The following is a 25,715-nucleotide window of genomic DNA, read 5'->3' as shown; positions in this document are numbered from 1 at the left end:
TGGGATAGGCGTCACTACACTGAGGAGCTCACCATGGACATGAACGACTTCATCCTGGTCTCGGTCGATGACCACCTCGTCGAACCGCCTGACATGTTCGACGGCCACATCCCGGCCAGGTACAAAGACGATGTACCCAAGCTGATCCAGCGCGAAGACGGCACCGACGCATGGGTCTTCGAGGGACAAGAAGCCACCAACGTCGGCCTCAACGCCGTCGCCGGCCGCCCCCCCGACGAATACGGCGCCGAACCCACCAAGCTCTCCGAGATCCGTGAGGGGTGCTACAACATCCACGAGCGCATCCGCGACATGAACGCCAACGGCGTGGCCGCAGCATTGAACTTTCCGTCCTACCCACAGTTCTGCGGACAGTACTTCGCCCGGGCCCGCGATAAGGATCTTGGGCTGGCGGTGCTGCGCGCCTACAACGACTGGCACATCGATCAGTGGTGCGGCACCTACCCGGGCCGGATGATTCCCCAAGCGTTGCCGCCGATTTGGGATCCACAACTGATGGCCGATGAGGTACGTCGGGTTGCCAGAAAAGGTTGCCACGCCGTCACGTTCTCGGAGAACCCGACCAAGCTGGACTATCCCTCACTGCACGATCCGCACTGGGACCCGTTCTGGCAGGCGTGCAGTGACGAGAACACGATCGTGAATCTGCACATCGGTTCGTCGTCAAGCGTTGTCATCACGTCGATCGATGCGCCGGTCGACACGATGATGACGTTACAGCCGATGAGCATCGTGTCCGCTGCCGCCGACCTGATCTGGTCGCCGATGCTGCGCAAGTTCCCCGACCTGACCTTCGCGCTCTCGGAAGGAGGCATCGGTTGGGTGCCTTATTTTTTGGAACGCATCGATCGCGTCTACACCATGCACCGGGCCTGGACCCACCAAGACTTCGGCGACAAACTGCCCAGCCAGGTATTCCTGGAACGCATCGCCTTGTGCTTCATCGACGACGGCTTCGGCGTGGAAAGTCGCCACAAACTCAACCTGGACATGGTCACTTGGGAGTGCGACTACCCGCACTCAGACTCCACCTGGCCGCTGGCCCCCGAATCCCTGGCCGGTTATCTCGACGGAGTGCCCGACGGCGAGGTCAACAAAATCACCCACGAGAATGCGTTGCGCCTTTACGGCTTTGACATGTTCACTCACCTACCCAAGCAGCAGGCCACCGTCGGAGCTCTGCGCGCCCAGGCACGCGATGTCGACCTCGGGTACCGGTCCTCAGCGCGCTTGAAAAAGACCGGAACCGATACCGTCACCGTGCTCGACCTCGCGACCAAACTTCCCACCGCGGCCACCAACTAACGGACCAGCGGATGCGACTAAATAAGCGCCGGCTGGCGGTGCCGGAATCGGCAATCTTCGGCGACCACCCCACAATGCGGTCAACCGAGGCGATGACCGCAACCCACACCGCGGCGCCCGCGCCGTCCACGGAGGCCTAATGTCATACGAAAGCAGCGCTGAGCCAGTCAAAGTCGGCTATCTGATGGACTTCACGTTGCCGCCGGGCTTTCCCGAAGAGATGAAGGCGGACTTCACTAGATGCTTTGAGTTGGTCTTCGAGGAGGCCGTTGAGCAAAGGTTGATGGACCGCTCCGTGCAGATGATCTACCGCGAAGTCGAGGGGCTGCCCAAGGGCTCGGTCAAGGCGGTGATCGACGCGTTCGGTGAGCTCGTCGACGAGGGCTGCCTGGTGGTCTTCGGGCCGCACATTACCGACAACTGCGTGCCAACGCGTGAAGCGATCGAAGAGCGGTTCAAGGTCCCGGCCATCAGCGTCACCGGCACTGACGACTGGTTAGGCGAGTGGACCTTCGCCTTCCCGCAGGGGTCGATGACCGACGAACCGATCTTCATCGCGGATCTCGTGGCCAAACGCGGGCTCACCGAGATCGGAGTGCTCGTCGAGCAGAACCTGATCGGCGAGAGTTACCTGAAGAATCTGCGGAGCGCGTGTCGGGGCAAGGGTATTCGCATCGTCGCCGAGGCGGCGATCGCGCAGACAGCACAGGACATCAACGGAGCCGTGCGCACCCTGCACGAGGCGAAGGCCGAAGCGATCGTGCATCTGGGGTTCGGCTTTGGGATCGTGTTCATCAATCCCGCGCTGGAGGCGGTCGACTGGGACCCGCCGCGATTCACCACCACAGCTTTCCAGAACGCCTGGGTGAACCCGATCATGTGGAACGCGTTCATGGGATGGATCGGGGTCGACCAGTACGACGAGGCGAACCAGGTCGGCCAGGACTTCCTGGATCGCTACGCAAAGAGGTACGGCGGGCGCCGTCCCGAATACTGCGTGCCGCCGGTGAACCGGGATGTCGCGGAGACTCTGTTGCGGGCGTTCACCGACGCCCACCCGCTCAGTCCGCGCGGGGTCAAGGAGGCGCTGGAGCGGGTCAAGATGCTGCCCGCCGCCTCGGGCGCGCCAGGCACCCGGGTGTCGTTCGGCAAATGGACTCGCCGCGCGTGGATGGGCGCCGGCTATCTGGTGGCACGGACCCTCGATGCCGACGGCCTCAATTCCCACCTCGTCGACCGCTTCGGTCTGCACTAGAGAGTTCGATCACTATCCCCCATTCTGGGATCCGACAACGAGGAGAGACATGAAGCGGCTCAAAGTGATCCAGGTCGCCACCGGGGCAGTCGGCACCCACAGCCTGCGAGCGATTCTAGGCCGCAAAGACCTCGAACTCGTTGGCCTGTTGGTCTTTAGCCCCGACAAGGTCGGCAAGGATGCTGGTGAGCTCGTGGGCGGATCCGCCGTCGGTATTCGAGCCACCGACAACTTCGATGACATCCTCGCGACCGACGCCGATGCGGTATCGTTCAACGCCCTCGGTGACACCTTGGACCCCGCCGCAGCGTTCGACCAGATTTGTCGCTTGCTGGAATCAGGCAAGAATGTATGCTCGACCGCGTTAAGCGCGCTTGTCTACCCGCCCATCATGGATCGCCACGCGATGGATCAGCGCCTCGGCAGTGCATGCCGTAAGGGCGGTGTGTCCTTCCACGGCACCGGTATCAATCCTGGCTTCATGATGGACGTGTGGCCCATCGTCCTGGGCAGGCTGGTACGCCACATCGACACCATCTACATGACCGAAATGGTCGACATGTCCCGATATACCTCCAAACAGATCTTGACCGTCATCGGCTACGGCAAAAGGCCCGAGGAGATGAGTTTCGAGCTGCCGTTTGAGCATGCGCGCGAAAGTGCCTACTTCGGCTCCATAGCGATGCTTGCTCAGGCGGCCGGACTCGAAATCGACGACGCGACATTGTCGTGGGAAGGCTTTGCCTGCAACGAAGCCATCACCACACCAGCACTACAGGTTGAACCCGGCCACGTCGGTGCCGTTCGCGTCCGGCTGCGCGCATTCCATCAGAGCAGAATGCGGATCGAAAGCCAGATGCTCTGGACAATCGGCGAAGACGCCGCGCCCGCTGACTGGCCCTACGGCGATGGCTCCTGGAGCATCAAGATCGAGGGCGATCCCTGCCTCGAAACCCGCATCGACACCCGCACCAGTTTTGACGCCAAACAACCCGATGTGCTTATGACCGGCGCACATGCCATCAACGCCATCCCTGCAGTCGTCGCAGGTCCCGTCGGCGTGCTGACCCATCTGGACCTGCCGCTGTTCACCGGCGCCTTTTCCGCCTGACCGTACGCGCATGCTTGAGCTAGGCCCGCGGGCGCTCCAGGCCGAACGGTCGATGCTCCGCGTGACGCGCCTGCTTCACGGCAGCGAGCGCTGCACGGCCGTCAACCAGCCCGACGAACTGCGTAAAACCGTGTACGGCAAGCCTTGACTCCGAGGCGCGGCGACAGTCTGGCTGCAACGACATGACATCAATCCCTTGTGCCCTCGTCGCCGCGATGCCTAGACTCCAAGGATCGCAGACAATCTGCAAAAGTGTGGGGTGGCGGTTGCTGGCCCGCCGACCGGCAAGGAGCCTCGGGTGCTGGATCGAGTTGAATTCGACGTATCACACGAGCCGGCATCGCTAGATCACTACCGGCGCGACTGGGTGCCGGGCCCCGGAGTGAGTCTGGCCGGGATTTGGTACGGCGCAGTCGTCAGCGACGGGTCGGCACGCGACTACTGGGGGGTCCGCGGAGCGGATGATTTCGTCGTCGGAATGACCCACGTGGTTTCGCCCATTTGTGGATTCCGCTCGTTGCAGAAGACTTTGGATGCTGAAGCGTCCCACTTGTTCAGCGAGTACGCCTCCATCGACTGGTACGAGCCCTACACCTACACCGCCACCGGTGACCTCATCCAGATGAACTACTTCAGCGGCCGCATCGAGCGCGACGCTGCGGGCTGTCACTGGTATGACGCCAGCGGGCGCTGGGAGATCCACGGCACGACGATCAGCGACGTCGTCGTGACCCACGTGCCCGTCCAAGCCGGGATCGACCATGAGGTTTATTACCGCCACGAACTAATGCACGCGCGCGGAACCATCAGCGGTGTCGAAGTGTCGGGGTATGCGCATCAGGACTTCGCCTACGGCCCACCGGGAATGGCCTATACCGAGCTACCGATCGCCCGCCAGCTGCAGGGGATGTGGGTGTCATGGATGCACGAATACACCGACGGAGAAGTTGGAGGCGGCAGCTTCTGGCAGGGCCGAGACGAACTGGCGTTCGGGCCGGGCTACCACGTCAAAGACGGAGTTACCATGGTTCACAACGACATCGTCGCCCTGCCAACCTTCAACGCCAGCGGCAAGATCACCACGTTGAAGGCCCGCATCGGCGCTGACTCATACGAATTCACTTTCGACACCAACGGCAGTCCGGTACACGTTTTCGGGCAGTTGACGAGCAACTCATCGGGCAAGCAGCCGGCGCGAAGCTGGTGCTGGGTCGAACACGCCGGCGGGATGATGACGCCAGAGCTTCTAGACATGGCGATACAACCTTTCCTGCTCGCCCGCGGCGCCTGATCGGCCGGACTCCCGACACGACCCAACCGGTGGTCCACGTCTTCCCCACCCCCGCTTGGCTTCTGAGGACACGGCACTGCCCACGTATGTATGTGGGTACCCCTGCAGGCGGCGCGACGAGGGGCTCCCGCGATCACGGTGAACTGCCGCGCTCTCCTGCCCCGCATCAACCACGCAAACGACCACACCGGAACGCCGCCCCAGCCATCGTGACCCTCGACTTCATCGGTATGGCGGCATCATGGTCAATTCGATGCGCCTCAAAGGGATGGGGTCGGGCGCGGCGGTCGGACATCGCGGGACGCTTCAGACCGGGTCGAACGAAGAAATCAGCCACCTGCCATCGACCTTCGTGAGACCTACGCGAACAGCGCTCGCGGCCGAGACCGGTTCGCGTTTGTCCTTACTCATGGTGGTCTGATCGATAAAGGTCAGAACCACCGCCGAATTCGGGTGCAGCTCCGAAAGGGCGGCGCGGGCCACGACAGCAGTTGTCTGAACGTGATGCTCTTTCGCGGCGGGGGTTACGATCTGGTGCGTGAATCTGTCGTAGTAGGCCAAAAAATCGCCCGTCAGATGTGCTTTCGCGGTGACGAAATCATGTTCGAGCGTGTCCGGGGCATACGACAACAACGCTACCGTGCCGTCGGACGCAGCCTTGATCGCGTCACGCCCGGCAGCATCGCTGGCCTGATGATACGGGCGGTACTGCAAGAAGAACACGCACGCGGCCACAGCGCCGGCCCCCATGATCAACAACGCCAACAGAATTGACCGCCACAACACCAGACAGCGGCGCAACCAACCACTGATGACACCGAGTCGTGGTCGGCGTGTGGTTTTGATGTCGCCGGACTCGTCGTGTCCGGCCCGATCGTCGCCCGCGTCGCGCGTATCCGTCCCCGCGGCGGCGTCGTCGGCATCAGAAGTGGGCGCCTCGACGTCGTCAGCGTGCGAATCCTGTTCTGCTGTCATGGCACAAAGTCGACTTTCGCTATCTTGAGCTGCCCACCATCGCGAATGACCGTCACGCTGAGCCGCCACGAGCGCGGCTCATTGTTGGCGCCGCTGGTGTTGGTAACGGTGGTTTTGGCAGCGACCAGCACGACGGCTGAGTCATCGCTCATCGACTCAACTGCGGTGGCATTCACGGTGGCGTGGCTCACCGCCTTTGCGTCCTGCGCCCCTTTGACAAAATCATCAGCGGTGGCCTGAAAGTTCTTCTTGAAGTCGCCGGTGGCGTTGTCGATAATTCGCTGCACGTCATCCTTGGCGTGAGCGAAGTCAAGCGACATCAAAGTGACAACACCCTGGCGGGCCGCCGCAGCGAATTCCACGCTTCGCTGCCGCTGCTGCGATATCCGGCGGTCCTGCGCGACCATGTAGCCACTGGCTGCCAGCAGCGCGACAGTTAGCACAATCGTCGCGGTGGCCACGATTGGCCGCCACCTCAGCCGCGGCAACCAGCGCCGCGGCGAGCCGGGCGTAGACGTCGATGACACATCGGCGATGGCCGCTGCCTTGCTCCCACCGCTGTCCTCGACCGCGCCGCGCATCTCCTCCTCCGCCCTGGCGACCTCCTCGTCAGCGGATCCGGTTACGCCGGGTGCTTCGTCGTCGACATCGGCCATATCGTCGGTAGCCTCGCTGACCCCGTTACCGGTCTCAGGGGCCTCGTGCGACGTCTTCTCACCAGCCCGCACGGCGATCAGATCGGCCTGGCGGCGCAGTTTGGTCGCCCGGGCCCGAGCCAGGGCCGCGGCCGCGCGGGCCTCTGCCGCTGCGGCCTCGGCTTCAGCCTCTTCGGCCGCGGCCAACGCCTCGCCAAGGCCGTCTGCATGCATCGACGAAGTACGCTTCCGGGTCGCCGCTACCACCTCGTGACCCTCGCCGGCAGAAAAAGACCCGTTGTCATTCAATCTCGGTCGTCCAACCGGAAACAACGAACAGCAGGTTCACGCCGAGCTCCCTCGGCTGTTGTCGGACACCGTGGTGCGCGAGTGCAACTCGCTTCGCAGCACCTTGCCGCTGGTATCTGCCAGACCCGGTGCGTGGTAGCGATCGATGAGCTGCAATGTGGCCTCAGGGTCGAACTTTCGTCGAGTGACGATCGTGGTGCTGATCAACGCTTAGCCCCACATCGCCCCAGCTGTACTTCCACCCAAACTCCCCGCGTTAGGTTGCTCTGCACAGACCATGCCCGGTTTCGCGCGGCTGAAACCAGTATTGCAGACATTCTACAAAACAAGAATACTGTGCAGAATCCAATGAGCACGGCCCAACCCCGACCTGTGGTCAATGATCACGCAACCCGCCGCGCATCTGCTCTGGTCGGCGCCGAGCAAGAAATATCTTGATCTCGAGATCGCCTTGAGCGAGAGCGCCACCGGTTGGATCCCTATTTCTGTAGCGGGCCGGACCGCACGTTCGGTATGCACCCAGAGTGGCGGAACCAGGGCTTCGGCGGCGAACTGCCCAGCGAGGCGGTCCTCGAGCATTTCTTGACCTGCTTTATCAGCGACCACGCCGGAGTCCAGTTGCGAACCAAATCTCTATCGGCAACATCGCATGGGAGACCGGATACCCGCACCGGGATTTGTTATGGCCCGAGTGCTCGAACGGTTGTGCAATGTTCTCACCGACAACGACGTCTCGGAATCTGACATCAAGATGGCTCGCGGAAATGCCATGCTGTGGCTTTGGTGACCGTTCGCGCACCTCCCATGGGCGCGGGCCGTGGTGGGTGCGCTAAGCGCGCGCCGGACGGGCAACATCCGCGCGCTGAACCACACCAGAAAGGTGAGCGCACCATGAACATTTTGACGGCAGCGACCCGCGGCAATGCGTAGAAGCAGTCGACTACTTGCGCATGCCGCCGCTGACGGCAATGTCGTCTCCGGTCACGAAGGATGAGGCGTCGCTGGCCAGATAGAGTGCGGGGCCCACGATTTCGTGCAGGCGGGCGACGCGGTTCTGCGGGTTCATGCCGGCCAACATGTCCAGCGAACCCGGGTATGCCTGTTCGGCCTCGAGCAGCATCTCGGTCGCGAAGGGGCCGGGGCAGAGCAAGTTAACTCGCACCGCCCACGGCGACCAGGTGTTTGCCATCGACACGGTGAGGTTGCGCAGCGCCGCCTTGGACGCGCCGTACACGACCGACCACGGATGTGACGGGCAATAGCCTTCCATGGAGCCCACGTTGACGATGCTGCCGCCCGCACCATCACGCATCACCGGTGCGATGCACTGGCTCATCCGCAGCGCGCCCTCGACGTTTACGTTGAACACCATGTGCCACAGCTCGGCTGAGACGACGTTGATGTCGGAGACCGGCGGGTTGATTCCTGCGTTGTTGAACAGCACGTCGATGCGCCCGTAGTGGTCGACGACCGCGTCGACGAAATCCGGGATGGCGTCCCAGTCGCCGACGTGACAGGCGATCCCGACTGCTTTCCCGCCGGCTGCCCGGATCTGCGTGGCGACCTCGTCGCAGCGGTCCTGGTTTCGGCTGGACACCACCACCGAGGCTCCGGCCCGGGACAAGCCCTCCAGGATGGCCCGCCCGATACCACGGGTGGAGCCGGTCACCACCGCGACCCGGCCCGCCAGATCGAACATCTCACTCGGATGCTGCTCTGCCACAAGCACACTCCTGAGCGTCACACCGGATCGGGCGGATCGATGAGACCCTCGATCGTGGCGTGCAGAACCGATCGGCTGCCGTCGGGCAACACGCGGCGGGCCACCAGGAACTCGCTGCCCATCCACCCGTGGCGGATGAACTTGCCGAACCGCAATCGCGTCCCGGGTGCTCCGCTGGCGGCGGGCAGCATCTTGATCCGCTCCAGCGCCTCTTTGACCGCGGGGCCGCTCAGCGGACGCGCCGCCGCCAGCGCCGTCATCATCAGCCGTCCGACGTCGTAGCAGTAAATCGGAAAGAAGTACTCAGGTCGCCGGCCATGCCTTGCTTCGAATCGATCCAAGAACTCTCTCGCGACGAGGTTGCGTTCGTCGTACTGGTCCAGACCGGTCCAGCCGGCCAGCTGGTGGCACCACCAGTCCGAAGTGGCGGCGAACTCAAAAGCCGTGGTGGTGTAGCGCCGCGGCATCCAGCCGATCGCCTCGAGCGCCTCATTCATTCCGATCAGGCCCAGCCCGAACCCGACGTGCATCAGAGCGTCGGGTTTGTCGGCCGCCAGGGTGGCCATCGCCTTGCGCTTGTCCGCTTCCACATGTGGGACAGCCACTTCGGCGGTGATCGTCAACCCGGCCTGTTCGCAGGCGAACCGTGCCGTCCTCAGGTACTCGCGACCGATCAGGGAATCCTCGAAGGCGAGGCCCACGGTGCGACAGCCGTCGAAGGCGGCCACCGTCGCCATAATGATGGGCTCTTCCTCCATTGAACCGGCGGGCAGCCCGAACACCCACTCCCCCAGCATGCTTTCCGAAGCGCCCATCGTGATGATCGGCACCTCGGCGGCGTTCTCGACGTAGGGGCGCAGCGCGACACCGTTCTCGGAGACCCACGGGCCGAAGATGACCAGCGCGTCTTCGGCCAGCAGCTCATGGAACGCATCACGAACCGCCCGGAACGATCCGTTGGGCAGGCCTTGCACGGCTCGCACGACGAATTCGACGGGGCGATCGAGGATGCCCCGCTGCAGATAGTCGTCGGCGACCAGTTGCAGCGACGGCAGGATCGTATCGTCAAAGCGGCCTTCGGTATTGAGGTAGTCGATGAGCAAACCGACTCGCGCGGGGGTTACCTCTGCAGCCATGCCTGTCCTCCCGTGATCGAAGCCGTCTCGGCCAGATCCACCACGCCCGGGGGCGCCGCGGTGACAAATCCGATCGCGTGCACCGCATGCATTGCCGTCGCCAGACAACCCATCTCGGTACGATCCTCGCCGGCGGTACCGAGCACCAGGTTGCACCGCAACGTCGGGGCGCCGTCGAATTCGATCTCGTAGCCCTCACCGGTCGACCACTCGGGGGCAACCTCGTCGTCGAGCCAGGTGACATGCTCGACGACGATGGTCACCGGGCCGCAGTCCGCGCGTACGCCTAGTTTCATGGCAGCCACGGTTCCGGCCGCGATCTCGCCGACGGCGATGTTCAAGCGGGATTGCGTCACGGCTGTCTCCCGAAATGGTTCGACCGCAACGACTTCCAGATCCAGCGCCCTGGCGAGCACGCTGGCGGTGGCGATGAATGCACTGCCCGCGCGCGCCGGGTCGCTCAACAGCGGCGCCGTGGATTTCGGCGGCTGCCCGTATCCCATCACGTCGACGAGCATCTCCCGACTCGGGTAGCCGGCGTAAGACAGCGATTCGCGGACCGTGATGCTGCTGCACCCGGCCGACAGCCGGGCCAGCAGCGGTGCGACCGCCTCCCCCCAGAAACCGGGAAAGATCCCCACACCGAGGAACGTAGCGCCGCCGCGCCGGCATGCCGCGTCGATGTCCGCGGCCCGCGCCCGATCGAACGCGTTGACATCGATGAACGAACTGCCCGTGGCGATCACGTCGATGCCCGCCAGCAGCAGGTTGGTTACGTCGGCGAAGCACTCCTCGGGATGCTTTTCCACCGCGCCCATGTAGAGCACGACGTCCGGTCGAGCGCGCACCAACCTCGCGTTGTCGTCGGTAGCCAACACACCGGTCGCGGGACGCCCGGCCAAGGTCCCGGCGTCCACGTTGACCTTGCCCGGGTCATAGACGCGCACGCCGACAAGGTTCAGGGCGGGCGCGTCAATGATGGCTCGCAGCGCAAGCCGGCCGGTGGTGCCGGTGGCCCACTGCGCGACCCGGGTCATAGCGGCCACGACAGCTGCAGATCGGGAACGAAACGCAGCGGGGGCCGGTACCGCACCACGTAGCCGGATGACAGGGTGTATTCCGGTATGCGCCGGTGCCATTCGCGCAACGCGATCCGCAGCTCGCGGCGCGCCAAGTGCGATCCCAGGCATCGGTGTGCGCCGCCACCGAACGCCAGATGGCGGTTTCCGGCGCGGTCGAACCGCACCGCGAGCGGGTCGGCGAATTCGGCGGGATCCAGGTTAGCCGCGCTGAGGTTGACCAGAACGTGGTGCCCGGCGGCCACGACCTCGCCGCCCAGGCGGCTCTCCTCTCGCGCCCACCGCACGACCATCGGCACCGGAGTTTCCCACCGCAGCAACTCCTCGACCGCGTGGGGGATCACCGCCGGGTCGGCGGCGATTTCGCGGCGGCGGTCCGGGTTTTGGGCCAGGTGGGCCCAGAAGCAGGTCAGCGAGTCGGTGACGGTGTCGAGCCCGGCCGTCAACAACACGAAACAGGTGCCGAGCGCCTCATCGCGGGACAACGAATCCTCGGGCAACACCACATCATCGTCGCCATGTCCGACGATCGCCGACAGCACATCGCCGCGCGGATTGGCCTCGCGGTCGTCCAGAATCCGATCGAAATAGGCGTAAACCTGTTGCGCGGTGTCGCGTTGAATCGCGGAGCGCTCTTCGGCAGTGGACTCCGCGGTTCCGGGATGCAGCAGCCCGTCCCGCAGCGCCACCAGCGTTTGGAGCTCCTCCCAGGGCAGGCCCATCAGACCGAGAAACACCGCCGACGGGAAGAGTTCGGCGAATTCGGCTGTGAAATCGCATGATCCGCGATCGATGAAGGTGTCGATGAAGTGGTTGACCCGTTCGGCGATGTCGGCTTCTTGAGCTTCCATCCGGCGCGGGGAAAACAGCGGATCGAGAAACCTCCGGTAACGCCCGTGCTCGGGCGGGTCGACCCCGAGCGGGATCAAGGGCCGGGTGTTGCCTTGCTCCACCAGATCGGCCGAGGAGAACACCTCGGGCTTGCCCAGCGTTTCGGTGGTCAGCTCGCGGGAGGCGACCATCACGCTGCCGTTCAGGCCCAGCACTCTCTGCTTGGCCAACGCATGGTTGCTGGGGTGCGGGTCGGCCGACGAAAGCGACGAGGCGCCGTTGACGAAGTCGAATCTCGACACGGGAGCACTGGCTCTTTTGGTGTTGGTGCTCAATCGCTTTCCTTGGTGAAAGGCTGCGGGCTCGGGCTCAAGGTACCCCACGGCGCGCGCAAACGTCTAGACATACCTCTAGAGGTTTATGGTGGCGCGTGCGCGGGCTCGGCATGCTGGAGAAGGCTAACGGTGGTGGTTGAGATCGATCAGGGCTCCCGCACGCTCACCGAGCAGTGCCCGGCGCAACCGCCCCATGTGCGCATTCCAATGTGCCTGTGCCCCATCCCCATCGCCGGCTTCGATGAGATCGGTCAGCAGCTCGTTGGCGCGAATGTTGCGGCGCCACGCCGTCTGCGGCTCTTGCCCGGTGCGCTTCTGCACATCCGCGACTGCCCGCGCAATGACCTCGTTCAGCATCTCGCTGATGATGATCAGCGTCTGATTGCCCGCCAGGTGGACGATATCGCTGTGGAATTTGACCATGGCGTTGGTGCACGCCAGCGGGTCGTGCACCGATCGCTTTTGTTCGACGATCACGTTGCGTAACTGCGCCACGGCGCGCTGGCGCTGACGTGATGTGGCGATCATCCTGGCCGCCGCCGGCTCGATCACCGCGCTGGCTTCGAACACGTCGGCCAGCGCCACGCTGCGCGATTGCAACACCAGGGCCGCCGCGCGCGCGGTCATGCGCTGGTCGGGACGGTGGACGATAACCCCGCCCAACGCGCCGCGAACGACCGAGATCAGGCCTTCGGCCTCGAGCGTCCTCAGGGCTTCGCGCAACGACGGACGCGAGGCCTCGAATCGTTCGATGAGCTCGGCCTCGGTGCCCAACAGGTCGCCCTCGTCAAGATCTCCGGTGATGATCAGCCCGCGCAACTCGTCGGCAATCTGTTTGGGCTTAGCCACGTCACTCCTTCTCCACCGGCCGCCGAGGTCTGACGTCAACGGCTTTACAAAAGATACATCTAGAGGTTTAGATTGCGCGAAAACGACCCGACGGAGAACATGAGCAATCGGCTGAGCGGCAAGGTCGCCTTCATCACCGGGGCGGCGCGAGGTCAGGGACGCGCACACGCGGTCCAGATGGCCGCCGAGGGCGCCGACATCGTCTTTATCGACATCTGCGAGCAGATCGAGTCCAACAACTACCCGCTGTCCACGATCGAGGATCTGGAGACGACTTCCAAACTCGTCGAGAACCTCGGTCGGCGCTGCATCGCCATGAAGGCGGATGTGCGCGAACGTGGTCAACTGCGAAAAGCGCTGGATGAAGCGATCTCCGAGCTTTCCCGCCTGGACATCGTGGTTGCCAATGCCGGCATCCTGCCGATGGCGATGGGCGATCCGCTGCCATCCGATTTCGTCGACGCCACCGACGTCGACCTGCTCGGCGTGATGAACACCGTCGCGGTTTCGCTGCCCTACCTCGGCGACGGTGGCTCGATCATCGTGACCGGATCGACAGCCGGCATGATGCCCGCCACCACGACGAACCCGCTGATGGGCCCGGGTGGCGCCGGATATGCGTGGGCCAAGAACACCCTGATCGGGTACGTCGAACAGATGGCACTCCATCTGGCGCCCACGATGATTCGGGTCAGCGCCATTCACCCCACCAACTGCAACACGCATCTGCTGCATAACGACGGGCTGTACGCGGTGTTCCGCCCCGACATGAAGAGGGAAAAGCCCGCCCGCGCCGACGCGGAGCCGGCCTTCACCCACTTCCAGGCGATGCCCATCCCCTACGTCGAACCGGAGGACATCGCCAACCTCGCCGTGTTCCTGGCCAGCGACGAGTCACGCTACGTCACCGGACAGCAGATCCGGGTGGATGCGGGCGCGCTGTTGAAGTTTCCGGGCGGGCCGGCGTGACGGTCCGGGTAATCCAGTGGGCGACCGGCCAGGTCGGGTCGGCACAACTGCGCGAGATCATCGACAACCCGGGCCTCGAACTGGCCGGCGTCTTCGCCTACAGCCCCGCGAAAGCCGGCGTCGACGCCGGCACGCTGGTCGGCCGGGCGCCAACGAACGTCACGGTCACCGGCGACAAGTCCGCGATCCTGGCGCTCGACGCCGACCTCGTCTTGCATGCCGCGTCAAAGGCCGTCCGCGACAACACCAACACCGACGACATCGTGAAGCTGCTGGCCAGCGGCAAGAGCGTGATCACCACCACCAGTTACAGCCACCTGCCCACCTATGGCACGGAAGCCATGCTACGAATCGCCAATGCCTGCGAGCAATCCGGAGCGCGCTTTCACGCTGCCGGAGAGCATCCCGGTTTCATGTTCGAGCGTCTGGCCACCACCCTTACGGGGCTGTCGCAGCGCGTGGATCGGATCACCGTTTCGGAGTTCGTCGACTGCTCGGCGGTACCGGGAAAGGGCATGCTCGTCGACCTGATGGGGATGGGCAAGGACCCCGCGGATATCACCGTCGACGCACCGATGTTCCGGGCCGTCTCGATACAGTACGAGCAGGCTCTAGCCTCCACTGCCGATGTTCTGCACCTGACGATCGACGAGGTTCGCCCGAGCATCGAAACCGCCACCGCCGACCACGACGTGCCGGTCGCGTTCGGCCCCTTGCCGGCCGGCACCGTTGTCGCCCAGAAGCTTTCGTGGACGGCCTACCACCGCGGCACACCGGTACTGGTCGCCGAGGAATACTGGACCGCCACACGCGACGTCGTCGACTGGCCCGACCTCCCCGACGAACAATTCTTGGTACGCGTCCGCATCGAAGGAGCTCCGCCGATCCGGGTGGATCTGACCATCGACAACAATCCAGTCGACGAACTCGCCGCTTCCTCCGGCGGCCAACTCGCGGTCGCCATGACCGCGGTACGCGCGATCCCCTATGTGCTGCAAGCACACCCGGGCATCATCACGGCGCCCGTATTTGGCGCCTACCACTGGCATTGACGTCCAAAGAAATACGGCCCGGGCCGGTCCTCGTTCCAGGGGAGCTCGCGACTCTCTTGCGACCCACGACCGCAGCGCTCTCATGGACCCGCTGATATCCACGCACTTTGCCGTCGTGAGATCGGTCGCTACAGCCATCCCCTTGACGATCGACCGCCAATGTCCCTGGTGTACAACGCATTCGCGAGTCCAATAATTTGCGGCCGAAAGCGAGTGGGTACCACCAAGGGACGCTAACGCTTAGGTTGACTAACGAGATTCCCATCTTTGTGGCGGATCCGCCATTTCTACGTCACAAAGATGGGAATTCCGCCAGCTTGGATGGGAACCTACAGAGGAGCTTGTAGGTTCCCAAAGTCCGTGGCGGACGGCGGTGTATCCAACTGCGGCGTTCCAAGATTCCCAGCAAAATGGCGGGCGCGCTTTTACCATTCTTCATCGCGGATCCTAGAACCGTACGGTCGTGGAGGATTCAGTAGGGCCGTCGCCGCTGATTCAAGTGCTTGCCGATCCAGTCTGGGCGCGCAGCCGTACCTGAAGTTGTTGGCGGACCTCTTCTTGGATGTCTGCGCGGATCCCTGGGCCTACTTCCAGGGTCGCGGCCAGCCCGTAGCGGACCGGTGTTGGCAGAGTGCCGACGGCCACCCGACAGTCGACGTTGATCTCGATGGCGTCACCGGCAGCGAAGGCCACAGCGCGGCGCCCTTCAAGGATCTCGTGCTGTACCGTGCCGTTGCGGCTGGCCCGCCCGTCGGCCTCGGCGCGCCTGATCCCAAGCCGTTGCAGCGGTGGCTCAAATGTTAACCGCGCCACGCGATGTCGGCGGCTTATGGTATGCACCGGGGACAGCCACGCCATCGTGATGGTTAACCGTCGCCATTCCGTGGTGACAGCCAGGCTGGGCGGCAACGGCAAGGTGAACGTGTGGCGCTGGTCGGCGATAATCGAACCGGCGCCCACCAGCAGCGCTCTGCTGGGGGTCGCGCTCATAACGCGGTCCGGATCGACCGCACCGTAACCCAGGATCTGAGACAGGTGGCGGCGGGTCAATTCGAGCTCGCCGATCTGAAGCCCTGCCAAGTCATCCGGAATCGCCCCCCATGAAGCCGCGTGCACCAGTAGCGTCTTCGCCAGCACCGGATGGTATTCGCCTGCCGGAAAATCGAATTCCCCGCTTGCCGACTGCAGCGATTCCAGGGCATCGAAGATGGCGTCGACAGTACGGGTGGCTAGCGCAGTGGCGTTGCTGGTGCCATGCGTGTAGGCGGTCGCGTTGAGCGATCCTGCCAAACCCGGGGACGCTACGCGCATGCCTGGGCCGGTCATCGTGGTCTCAGCCGGGTAGAGCATCGTGGCGCCCTCGGCTGAACCGGGTCGTTGGTGCAGACTTCGGCCACCAGGTAGGAGCACTTCGGGTTTGATCGAGTTGCGGTGGCCGAACCCGACGGGACTGTAGAGCGCCGGCATTCCAGCAGTGACCGTCTCCAGCACCGTGTCGCTGACAATATCAGGGGCGCTATCGGCATGCAGGGCGCCGACACTGACCACGTTGACCGCTTCGGCGGGCGAAAGCAACCGGCGTTGACGGGCACGCTCGTACATCGAGCCAGCAACCGCACGGCGCAGCTCGGCGGGTTCCGCGATCGCCGCGGCGGGGACCTCCATGTCGATCGGGTGATTTCCCGCGCTGACCAAGACCACCAGGTTGTATCGGTGCGCTAGCCAATCGAGCAGCTTGGCGAGCGGGCTTATCCGGCGCACGAACATCTGGATCGGATCGCCGATCGACAGGTTGACGACACGGACACTGGGCGCTCGAGCGTCTCCGGACCCTTCACCTTCAAGCATCCGGCGCAGTGATCGGTGGATGAGGTCGACCAAGAGCTGGTCGCGCAGCACGGTCTCTTCGCTGCCGATGACCGGATGCGGTTGCAGGATCGGTCGGACGTAGACGCGCCGAGTCGGTGGCCGGCCCGCGGCGTTCAGATCACCGTGACAAATCAGTGATGCCATGGCTGTGCCGTGCTGCATCTGGGTAGTGCTGGTGTAGGACTGCGCGATTTCGTCGGGGTCGTCGACGATGAGCCGTTCGCTCAGGGCAATATGTCCTACCATCGGTAAGCCGTCGAGCAGGGCGACCCGGGGGCGATCGCTGATCGGCTTCACACCAAACATCTGCGGGCTAAGCGGCTGATCGGCCGGCGCTACCGCCGGGATGGTCATCGGTCGAGCTGGCGATACGTACATGATCGTGTCGGTGGTCAGCAATGCGATCGCTTCAGGGCCGCTCTCAACAACCAATTCGACTTGGGGATAAGGGATATCGGCGAGCAGTGCGTGATACTCGATTCCCCCGATCGTTGCCTCCGTGATGACCGCTCCCCCAGCATCGGCGATGATGCGCCGCACCGTTGCTTCAGCCTGGGCGCGGCGGCCTGCGTCGCGGCGGTACCACAGTTCGATCTCGACTCGTACCCGAGTCGCTGACTGTCCAACAACGGCGACGTCTTCGCGCCATTGCTCGAGCAGTCCGGTTTCACGGACACGGTCCAGAGCACCCCATCGGCGGACGTCGCGCAGCAGCTCAAAAACATGGCGCAGCGGCGCCAGCCCTCGAGGAAACGATTCTTGCGGATTCGCCTGCCAACGCTGAAACAGTGCCAGCAGCTCGGCGACCGCCTGCGCGTTCGACATGACCACATAGAGGCTGTCAGTCACAATGTCGGTCGTTGGTTCGCCCTTTTTGACGATGTGAAAATCGTCGTCGGCCTCGAAATCGTCGCCATCGACCTCGAGGAGGAATTCCAACCCCGGCACCTGAGCGGCCGCGCGCGCGAACTCGGTCACCGGGGCGGCCAGGTCGAAGACCACAACGAGTTCGGGGTCGGGTTCGGTGGTGTCGTCGTCCACACTGACCCGGCCTGCCGCCAAAGCCTGCCCCAGCGCGGTGAACTGCGGTCCGAGCCGCTGACCCTGCCGGGCCGGGCCCGGGCCGGCGACCGGCGTGCCCGCGAACCGCGGTGCCCCAGTCGGGATTGGGCCCCGTGCAGGCGGACCGAACGCCAACGGCGGGCGCGGTGCGGTCACCGCTCCCTCTGATGCGCACGCTGCTGTAAACGATTGCGGACCACATCTTCAATGCGTCCGTCCGGCAACGTGAGCACATAGCGGCGCATCACGTCTTGGGCGAACTCCTCGATCTCGGCGTAACTGGCCCCGGCAAGCTTGTCGGCGAGGGTCCGTGGCGCCAACCCAAGGCTCCCGCCGAGCCGCACGCGCAGCTTTTCCAGAAATTCGGTGGCCTGGGCGCGGGACGGCGGGTCCAGCGTCAGGCGGAGCTGAAAGCGCCGCCACGCCGCGCGGTCAAGCAGCTCGCCGTGATTGGTGGCACAGATGGCCACCACATGTGACGGCAGCCGATCTATCTGCAAGAGCAGCGTTGATACCACTCGTTTGATCTCACCGGTTTCATGGACATCGGCGCGTTCTTTGGCGATGGTGTCGAACTCGTCGAAGAACAGCACGCACCGGCGTGTGCGCGCAAACTCGAAGACGTGGTCAAGCCTGCTCGTGGTCTCGCCGAGGAAACTCGACACCACCCCCTCATAGCGCACCGCATAAAACGGCACCATCAACTCCGCCGCCACCGCCTCGGCCAGCGTGGTTTTCCCGTTGCCGGGCGGGCCTTCTAACAGGATTCGGTTGCGTGGTTCAAGACCGTGGTTGCGCAGCAACTCGCTGCGCCGATGCTCCTCGATCAGTTCTGCGATGCTCGCGGCCAGCGTCGGCGTCAACTGGACATCGGAAAGCCGCCGCTTCGGCACAATCTCTTGCAGCAAGTCTGCTACCTGGCGCGCGGAGTCATCGCGACCCAGCAGGTGCCGCGTTCCCGACGTGGTGATCAGCTCCGATAGCCTGTCGGCGACCAGATGGTGCTGGTTGTTGCGCTCTTCAGCGATGATCGCTTCAACCAGTGTCCGAAATCTAGTGTTATCGCCGCGCTGCTGGGCTTCCACCAAGTCGATAATCAAGTCTGATCTCGCCACAAGCCCTGCTCCGCCTCCACGCGTGTTCCCGCCCCTGCGGCGGCACCCACCATCCAGATCATCGCAGACCAGACCGTCAAACTGACTAAACCGACACAGCTCAGTATTGGGCGTGGCTGCTTGGCGGCGGGTTGCTGCCTACTTGCTGTTAGCGATTAGCGATACCTAGTCAGGCGAACCAGTTTCTTTTGGGCCTGCTGTACGGATAGGTCAGGGTGTCGCCTCCTGACTCCGCCGCGCCGCTCGGCGACGTGGCCGAGGCCGATCACAAGCCCGAGTCGCTGATACAGCCATAGAAACCTAGCTCGACTAACGAGATTCTCATCTTTGTGGCGGATCCGCCATTTTGATGTCACGAAGATGAGAACTCCGCCATGTTGGATGAGAACCTACAGAGCTTGACCCTCATCAGGACGTAAGCCCTTCCTTGGTTGCCTTCTGGCCTTTCGATTGTGGCCGGCGGTCCGCTGCGCGCAAGGACACGGCCTCCGCTTCGCTGCGGGCACAAGGCTCGCAAATTTTCCCGTCGCGCTCACAAAGCTCGCGGCCGGAAACTTTGCGCCCGGACCTTGCACTCCCGCGGCCCTCATGCCGGCCTAAATCTTCAGTGCCAGAAGGCAAAAAGAACGGGCGGCCACCAGGACGCCCGCGACTACCAAGAAAGGTACTGAAATGACCGACAGCATCAGCCAACCCCCCACCGGCACCATCGAACATATTGACCCACACACGCTGATCTTGGACACCAACGTGCGCGACTGCGCGTATTTGGATGCCCAGTTCGTGGCCAGCATCAAAGAACACGGCGTACTCGTTCCGATCGCAGGTGTGCGTGCCGACGACGGAAATGTCCGCGTGCGAGCCGGTCAGCGCCGCACTCTGGCCGCCCGCGAAGCGGGGCTGGCCACTGTCCCGGTCTATGTCCGGGCCGCAACTGGCGGCGACGAAAACGCGCAGCTAGTCGAACGAGTCGCCGAGCAAATCGTCGAGAACGACCACCGCTCGGACCTCACCGACGCGCAGCGGGCACGCGGCATCCAGCAGATGATCGATGCAGGCCTGTCGGTCACCAGGGTCGCCAGAAGATTAGCCGTCGCCAAGGACACCATCAAAGCCGCAGAAACCGCAGCTAAGTCCACCGCGGCGATGGATGCCCTGGCCAACGGCCAGCTCAGCCTCGTCGAAGCAGCTGCGATCACTGAATTTGAGGACATGCCAGGCGCGCTGGACCGACTCCTCAACGATGCCGGTACCCGGCGATTCGAGCACACGGTAGCCCAGCTTCGCGAACAGCGGGCCAGCGCAGAGGCCGAAGCCCAAGCCGCACAAGGCTACTCCGAACGTGGCTTCACCATCCTGTCCCAACGCCCGCAAGCGTGCAGCGAGGACTACATCCCTCTGCGCTACCTGCTCACCGCAGACGGGGCGGAGGCCGATGAACAGGCCGTCACCGAACCGGCACACTGGGCGGTCCTGCTCTATGAGGACACAGCCCTTTGCGACGTGGATAGCGGCGAGCTCGTGGACGAGGACGACGTCGATTGGGACACCGAAGATGACGCTGAGGCCACGCCTGCCGAGGGGAAGCGGCACGCCGCGAGCGTCACCGAGGCAACAGTGTTTGCGCCCGAGTACTTCTGCATCGACTACCGCGCGGCCGCATTGAAGCCCGCAGACTGGTTTGCCCGCAGGGCTGGCATGGTCGAGATAGACGGCGATGCCACGGTCGATCTCGATGACGAGGCACGCGAGGCGGCCCGCGCTCAAGCGCTCGCCGAACGGGCCGATGCTGAAAAGCGTGAACGCAAAAAGGTCTTGGCGCTCAACAAACTCGGCGCGGCCGCTATCAGTGTGCGTCGCGATTTCGTGCGGAAGCTGCTAACACGCAAGACACCTCCCAAGGGCGCTGCCATGTTCGTTGCTGACTGCTTGTCTCGTGACAGTTTCTTGCTGACCAATCACAACGCGCTGGACACGACTGCTGAACTGCTGGGAGTGGACAGCGGCCAGGCCGTTGCCAAGCTGGTGGCCGACCTGCCCGCCAGCGGCGACGGGCGCGCTCAGGTGATCACGTTGGCCCTGGTGCTCGGTGCGCTCGAGTCGCGGACCCCTAAGGATGCCTGGCGCAACAGCGCGGGCGGGTGGGGCCACCACGTCGGCAGCGGCGAGTACCTGGGTTGGCTCGCGGACAACGACTATCCGCTGGCTCCCGTCGAGGAAGTCGTGACCAGGGCCAAGGACGCCGACGACGTGTACGAGCAGTATTTGGCCGATGCGGTAAAGGAGTAGCGCGCCGCTCGGGTGGGGTCAGGGCTGCGGTTCTGGCCCCACCCTTGGCGACTGCGGTCCCACCCGCCAGCCGGTGCTGCCCGCTCATCACGGCGGCGGCGGCGGTTCGATCCTCGGGTGTACGGCGAAACATGTTGTGCCGACTGGCCGTTCGATTCTGACCGACCGGACCGCTACCTGCAAGGCGCCGGCCTTCGCGCTGCTGCGGGCGGTGGGCCCGCGAACTTTTCCACGCGCCGCTCGCTGACGCTCACTGGGAAAACTCCGCGCCCGGGCCTTGCACTCCACGGCCCGTCGGCCGGTTCACATCGTGAATGCCAGAAAGGCAAGAACAATGGTGGCAATTACAGCGAAGGGAGCGTGGAGGTAGTGAGCGCAAATGCCTTACACCGACCGGTTATGCAAGGTAAATCCATGATGAAACACAAAAAGAAGAACGGGGCACTATCGCTGCTGCTAAACGGTTACCGCCAGGTCGCGCGAAGCGAGAATAAGCGTGAATCCATGGGGCAGTGGCCGGTTCGCGGGCTCCTGTGCGCTGCCTGCGCACAACGCTGTAAAGCCGTATGGTACAGGTGGTTACGGCGCGAAAAACATGCGGGGGCCTCGCGCCGAAAGGAGGTTGCGCATACCCAACTTCAATCGGTGTTGCGAACTATCCACAATTGCTCGAAATTCTTTTGCGCGACTATGGCATAGGGTCAACTACGGCAGTAATCTTTAATTATCCAGCGCAGCACCATGCATTTACGAAGGAGGCTAGTAATGTCCCCAATAACGGTATATACGAAGCCGGCCTGTGTGCAGTGCAACGCGACATTCAAAGCGCTCGACAAAGCGGGAATCGACTACCAGAAGATCGACGTCACCGAAAATCCCGAGGCCCGCGAATACGTGATGGGTTTGGGCTACCTGGGCGCGCCCGTCGTCTATGTCTCCCCCACGGTGCATTGGTCCGGCTTTCGTCCGGATCGCGTGGCTCTCCTGGCCGCCGCCTAGACCCCACTGCTGACCGAAGGACCCACCCCATGTATACCGACGCCGCACTGGAGCAAGCAGTTGCCGAGTTCGCCGAACTGGACCGTATCGAGCAAATCGGTGAAACGCGAAGCCATTTGCTTGCCCACCTGTCCGCCGCCGTGAAAGCCCTGCAGAAGGCCGCGAGCAGTCTTGAGCAGTTGCGCAGTAACACCATCTACGACGTCGAGTTTGTGGACGGCCGTGACGGACGCGATGTCGCCACTTTCCTCGACGACAGCATCCGCAATACTCGCGCGGCCTACGCCGTGGTGCACACAGTCATCGACCAGGAGACGCCGTAATGGCCAGCACACACCAAAGCCGCCGGCCCGGAACCGCTTTGGACCACGTGCGGGACGCTCTGCAAGCAGCAGGGCACAGCATCCGCCCCCGTGGCGGGGACGCCTTCATGGCCAGCTGCCCCCTGCACACCGACCACTCCCCCTCGCTATCGGTTGGGTGGCGCGAAAATACCCACGCCGGCCGGGGCGGGGCGGTCCTGCTGCACTGCTTTAGCTGCCAGGCCCCCGCCGCCGACATCGCCGCCGCCCTCGGTCTGCGCCTGGCCGATCTGTTCGACAACCCTGCGCCCGCAACCGGGCAGGGCCGGACGCGCGCCGCACAACCGAAGGCGGCGCGACGAGTTCCCGGGTTAGGACCGTTGCCAGGGCGTATCACCGTGCTCCGCGAACACGCCGAGCACCAGTGGCGCCGGGTCCGGGTCTACACCTACCTCAGCCCCACCGGCACACCAGTGCAGCAGGTCATTCGCGAAGAATGCACCTGCACCGGTCAACCCCACAAACAGTTCCGGCAGCGCTACCGCGACGCGCACCAATGGGTGTATCGCAAGCCGCGCGGATTCACCCCGGTGCTGTATCGGCCCAACGCAATTCGGAGCGCAGCCAAGACCGGCGCCTGGGTATGGGTCACCGAAGGCGAGAAAGACGCCGACACACTTGCCGCGCTTGGCTGCCTGGCCACCACCAACGCCCAAGGGGCCGCCAACTTCCCCGCCGAAATGGTCGACGCATTCACCGGACTCAACGTCGCCATCGTGGCCGACCGAGACCTCGCCGGCTATCAGCGGGCGATCAACCTGCATGAACGTCTGCACGCCAGCTCCGCTCAGGTGGTTCTGCTCATGCCCGCCATCGAGGTCGATAAAGCCGACGCCACCGATCACGTCAACGCCGGCCTGTGGGACCCCAGCGACCCCTTCGGAGGTCTAACCGTCCTCACCCCCGCCGAGCTGCACGTCTTGGCCGCCGCCGCGAAGGCCCGCTGGGCCGCCGACCGCTTCGACACCGCCCTACAGGAAGTCCGCGCCCACCACGACCGGCGCGGCCTGGTGCCCGGCAGCGCACGCAACGCCGCGCGATGGCTCGCTGAAGCCGCCGACCAACTGCGCGCAGTGCAACACGCCCAACAAGAGCTGCTGCACCACAGCAACCAGCAGCCGTCACCAGTGGCGCGCGCCGCGGTCCACGCCGTCGAGGGCATTCTCGAGCGGCTCACCGTCGACTACCGGCACAACACTCGTCGGTACCCAGTTCAAGCCGCCACCGCCGCCGGTGTGAAGGAGTCTGCATGACAACGCGTTTCGAGACCGCCATCACCAACCGCGCGGCCGCAGCCATCACGGCGGCCGCAGGCCGACCCGGGCCCGCGGCCAGCACCGCTCGCGCCTGGATCGACAGCATGACCGCCCGCGCAACTGCGCTCCGAACGCCGCCTGCGCCACGCCCGGGCCGCCTAGAACCTGGACGCTGACTGACCCATGCGCACCACAACGCACCGACTCGCCGCCATCGTCTGCGACCTGCTCACCACGGCAGCGCTGGCACTGACCGACTCACCCTCGTCACACGCCGCACTGACCGTCGTCAGCCCCGGCGAAGAGGTCGACTACATCAGTCCCGCCGGAGGCAACCAGTTCTGCACGATCGGCTACGTCTACACCGGCGTCGACTTTCACACCTACGCCATCACCGCCGGACACTGCCGCGCCGACTCGGCATCAGGTTATGCCCGAGACAAGCGAAACGGGCTCACCGGACACTTCGTGCGCACCGTTTTCGAGCCCCCGCCCAGCGGCGGCGCGGACTATGCACTGATCGACTTCAGCACCAACTCCTTGGCGTCAGCGTTCATCGTCGACACCCGCATGCCTTTCACCGATGACCACCCCGAACCCCAAATCGGCGAAACCGTCTGTCGGATCGGTATTTCCAGCGGTCCACATTGCGGTCAAATCGCCGCCGGCCAAGGTGAAGACCAATACCTGACCACTGGCATGCCGCCCAGCATCCCCGGTGACTCCGGAGGCCCGGTGTGGACGCGGACCCTGCGCGGCTTCCCGCAAATCATCGGGATTTGGCTAGGGGACAAAACGACCGCGGCCGGCCAACAGTACGGCCGCTTCGCCTCACTATCGAACGGTGTTCGCGCCCTCAACGCACCCGGCCGGCTTGATCAAAACTCCAGCGGTCCCGAGTAATCGGCGCCAGGATACGACACATCACAAGCCAGCACCGGCGGGGACCAGTCACCGTTCACCAGCCAGTCGATCACCGGTGTCGGAATACGATCCGATTCCACGAGCTCCTGTAGCACCGCCGTTTCCATCACGTTCTTAGGCTACCCGCGGTGCGGCGGCCACAGCGACCCTCACCGCATCGCGATTTGGCGTCAGCGCTTGGAGCACCCGGGGTCGGCCGGGTCCCCCTTTTTTCTTCCGGTTGCGGTGGCGGCGGGCGCGCCCCGCGCCCGCCGAAGCGGTCCCTTGCGGTGTGCGAAATCCGTAGCCCCTCACTTCTTTTAGCCGTCAGCAGGGTGCTCATGGTAAGCGGGCGGGGGCCCGAGCGCTCAACCCACGCCCGCACCGGGCACGCCGTGTCGAGTGACTGTTTTCGGCCCTAATGCCAGCTCGCCCCCAGGCGCTCTCGCGCCGGCGAGCGCGGCCGAAAACCCGGCGAGCACCCGGCGCGGACTCTTCGGGGTTTGACCACCCACCCTCACCCGCTTGCCCGCACTCCCGCGCTGACCAGCGCACCACTCACCGCACAGAACGGAGCAAACATCATGACCCCAGTTATCGACCCGTGGGCGATCAACGACCACGACGAAGCCCAAGCGCTGCCATCTCACGGCCAAGTAGCCCGCCCCCAGCGCTCGCGCGATCGGGAACCCGAGCACAACAATCTTTCCGAACTCGACGAATTGGCCGTCGTCCAGGTCGCCCACGACGGCCTACGGCTGCGGTTGCGCGGGGCGGAACGCGATGAAGCAGTACGCCGCATGCACGGACGTGTCGAGCTGGATCTGATCGCCTGGCGCCTCTACACGACCACGCGCACCGTGCACCGCATCGCGGCACGACTCGGGTTGAACAACAACACCTGCCGCGAACTGGTCGCAACGTCGGCGCCCTGACTGCGCCGAAGATACCACCACCAGGGCTTTGGCCGGCCCTTCCACGGGG

At 64.1% G+C, this 25,715-nt stretch carries 23 protein-coding genes and 1 pseudogene; 13 read left to right on the top strand and 11 right to left on the bottom strand.

Annotated features, from left to right (window positions below):
* The first annotated feature begins 33 nt into the window (after positions 1-33).
* The 5 genes from G6N66_RS09445 to G6N66_RS09425 all read left to right on the top strand — a co-directional run bounded on the left by G6N66_RS09445 (position 34) and on the right by G6N66_RS09425 (position 4,983).
* Entirely contained in the window at positions 34-1,326 is a 1,293-nt protein-coding gene (locus G6N66_RS09445) for an amidohydrolase family protein (RefSeq protein ID WP_085231660.1), read from the top strand.
* Positions 1,327-1,465: 139 nt separating this feature from the next.
* Entirely contained in the window at positions 1,466-2,581 is a 1,116-nt protein-coding gene (locus tag G6N66_RS09440) for an ABC transporter substrate-binding protein (protein WP_085231661.1), read from the top strand.
* Positions 2,582-2,630: 49 nt separating this feature from the next.
* Entirely contained in the window at positions 2,631-3,692 is a 1,062-nt protein-coding gene (locus G6N66_RS09435; RefSeq protein ID WP_085231662.1) for an NAD(P)H-dependent amine dehydrogenase family protein, read from the top strand.
* A gap of 10 nt (positions 3,693-3,702) precedes the next feature.
* Positions 3,703-3,840: a hypothetical protein gene (locus G6N66_RS09430; protein WP_163645803.1), complete on the top strand. Its 138-nt coding sequence runs from the start codon at positions 3,703-3,705 to the stop codon at positions 3,838-3,840.
* A gap of 150 nt (positions 3,841-3,990) precedes the next feature.
* Complete coding sequence (locus tag G6N66_RS09425; protein ID WP_085231710.1) at positions 3,991-4,983, top strand: hypothetical protein; 993 nt, start codon at positions 3,991-3,993, stop codon at positions 4,981-4,983.
* Positions 4,984-5,289: 306 nt separating this feature from the next.
* Here the strand turns inward: G6N66_RS09425 and G6N66_RS09420 are convergent, their stop codons facing one another.
* The 8 genes and pseudogenes from G6N66_RS09420 to G6N66_RS09390 form a co-directional block, all read right to left on the bottom strand.
* Positions 5,290-5,958: a hypothetical protein gene (locus tag G6N66_RS09420; RefSeq protein ID WP_085231663.1), complete on the bottom strand. Its 669-nt coding sequence runs from the start codon at positions 5,956-5,958 to the stop codon at positions 5,290-5,292.
* Entirely contained in the window at positions 5,955-6,902 is a 948-nt protein-coding gene (locus G6N66_RS09415; RefSeq protein ID WP_232079256.1) for a hypothetical protein, read from the bottom strand. Before G6N66_RS09415 ends, G6N66_RS09420 begins: the two co-directional genes overlap by 4 nt.
* Positions 6,903-7,022: 120 nt before the next feature.
* Positions 7,023-7,106, bottom strand: a pseudogene (locus tag G6N66_RS29340) (hypothetical protein); the annotation flags it as partial.
* A 736-nt stretch (positions 7,107-7,842) separates the two neighbouring features.
* A complete protein-coding gene (locus G6N66_RS09410; protein WP_232079255.1) occupies positions 7,843-8,625 on the bottom strand; it encodes an SDR family NAD(P)-dependent oxidoreductase in 783 nt (260 codons plus the stop codon).
* Positions 8,626-8,642: 17 nt separating this feature from the next.
* Positions 8,643-9,761, bottom strand: a complete 1,119-nt coding sequence (locus tag G6N66_RS09405; protein WP_085231666.1) for an ABC transporter substrate-binding protein — start codon at positions 9,759-9,761, stop codon at positions 8,643-8,645.
* Positions 9,746-10,798, bottom strand: a complete 1,053-nt coding sequence (locus G6N66_RS09400) for a polysaccharide pyruvyl transferase family protein (RefSeq protein WP_085231667.1) — start codon at positions 10,796-10,798, stop codon at positions 9,746-9,748. Before G6N66_RS09400 ends, G6N66_RS09405 begins: the two co-directional genes overlap by 16 nt.
* Positions 10,795-11,973: a cytochrome P450 gene (locus tag G6N66_RS09395; RefSeq protein ID WP_085231668.1), complete on the bottom strand. Its 1,179-nt coding sequence runs from the start codon at positions 11,971-11,973 to the stop codon at positions 10,795-10,797. Before G6N66_RS09395 ends, G6N66_RS09400 begins: the two co-directional genes overlap by 4 nt.
* Positions 11,974-12,129: 156 nt before the next feature.
* A complete protein-coding gene (locus G6N66_RS09390; protein WP_139825080.1) occupies positions 12,130-12,855 on the bottom strand; it encodes a FadR/GntR family transcriptional regulator in 726 nt (241 codons plus the stop codon).
* Positions 12,856-12,954: 99 nt separating this feature from the next.
* On the opposite strand from G6N66_RS09390, the gene G6N66_RS09385 reads away from it, so the two are divergent.
* On the top strand, positions 12,955-13,824 hold the full coding sequence (locus G6N66_RS09385) for a mycofactocin-coupled SDR family oxidoreductase (RefSeq protein ID WP_085231712.1): 870 nt from the start codon (positions 12,955-12,957) through the stop codon (positions 13,822-13,824).
* Positions 13,821-14,876 (top strand): NAD(P)H-dependent amine dehydrogenase family protein, encoded by a 1,056-nt coding sequence (locus G6N66_RS09380; protein ID WP_232079254.1) that lies wholly within the window; start codon positions 13,821-13,823, stop codon positions 14,874-14,876. The genes G6N66_RS09385 and G6N66_RS09380 overlap by 4 nt, the downstream gene beginning before the upstream one ends.
* A gap of 495 nt (positions 14,877-15,371) precedes the next feature.
* Here the strand turns inward: G6N66_RS09380 and G6N66_RS09375 are convergent, their stop codons facing one another.
* Positions 15,372-17,786, bottom strand: a complete 2,415-nt coding sequence (locus G6N66_RS09375) for a S8 family peptidase (RefSeq protein ID WP_232079253.1) — start codon at positions 17,784-17,786, stop codon at positions 15,372-15,374.
* A 173-nt stretch (positions 17,787-17,959) separates the two neighbouring features.
* Positions 17,960-18,922 carry an AAA family ATPase gene (locus G6N66_RS09370; protein ID WP_085231671.1) on the bottom strand — a complete coding sequence of 321 codons (963 nt, stop codon included), beginning with the start codon at positions 18,920-18,922 and terminating at the stop codon, positions 17,960-17,962.
* Between the two features lie 672 nt (positions 18,923-19,594).
* Between G6N66_RS09370 and G6N66_RS09365 the strand changes: the two genes are divergently transcribed.
* From G6N66_RS09365 to G6N66_RS09345, 5 genes are all read left to right on the top strand, one after another.
* Positions 19,595-21,211: a ParB/RepB/Spo0J family partition protein gene (locus G6N66_RS09365; RefSeq protein ID WP_085231672.1), complete on the top strand. Its 1,617-nt coding sequence runs from the start codon at positions 19,595-19,597 to the stop codon at positions 21,209-21,211.
* 765 nt (positions 21,212-21,976) lie between these two features.
* Positions 21,977-22,210 carry a glutaredoxin-like protein NrdH gene (gene nrdH / locus G6N66_RS09360; protein ID WP_085231673.1) on the top strand — a complete coding sequence of 78 codons (234 nt, stop codon included), beginning with the start codon at positions 21,977-21,979 and terminating at the stop codon, positions 22,208-22,210.
* 29 nt (positions 22,211-22,239) lie between these two features.
* Positions 22,240-22,533 (top strand): hypothetical protein, encoded by a 294-nt coding sequence (locus G6N66_RS09355; RefSeq protein ID WP_066911685.1) that lies wholly within the window; start codon positions 22,240-22,242, stop codon positions 22,531-22,533.
* Positions 22,533-23,825, top strand: coding sequence for a toprim domain-containing protein (locus tag G6N66_RS09350; RefSeq protein WP_085231674.1), 1,293 nt, complete (start codon positions 22,533-22,535; stop codon positions 23,823-23,825). Before G6N66_RS09355 ends, G6N66_RS09350 begins: the two co-directional genes overlap by 1 nt.
* 186 nt (positions 23,826-24,011) lie before the next feature.
* Positions 24,012-24,731 carry a chymotrypsin family serine protease gene (locus G6N66_RS09345; RefSeq protein WP_085231675.1) on the top strand — a complete coding sequence of 240 codons (720 nt, stop codon included), beginning with the start codon at positions 24,012-24,014 and terminating at the stop codon, positions 24,729-24,731.
* On the opposite strand, the gene G6N66_RS09340 is transcribed toward G6N66_RS09345, so the two are convergent.
* Entirely contained in the window at positions 24,707-24,862 is a 156-nt protein-coding gene (locus tag G6N66_RS09340; RefSeq protein ID WP_163645802.1) for a hypothetical protein, read from the bottom strand. The genes G6N66_RS09345 and G6N66_RS09340 overlap by 25 nt on opposite strands.
* A gap of 453 nt (positions 24,863-25,315) precedes the next feature.
* On the opposite strand from G6N66_RS09340, the gene G6N66_RS09335 reads away from it, so the two are divergent.
* Positions 25,316-25,666, top strand: a complete 351-nt coding sequence (locus tag G6N66_RS09335; protein ID WP_085231676.1) for a hypothetical protein — start codon at positions 25,316-25,318, stop codon at positions 25,664-25,666.
* Positions 25,667-25,715: the final 49 nt, after the last annotated feature.

It is taken from the genome of Mycobacterium conspicuum (assembly GCF_010730195.1).
Classification (GTDB): domain Bacteria; phylum Actinomycetota; class Actinomycetes; order Mycobacteriales; family Mycobacteriaceae; genus Mycobacterium; species Mycobacterium conspicuum.
Note: the sequence above shows the minus strand (reverse complement) of the source record. Positions and strands in the feature narration are given on the sequence as shown.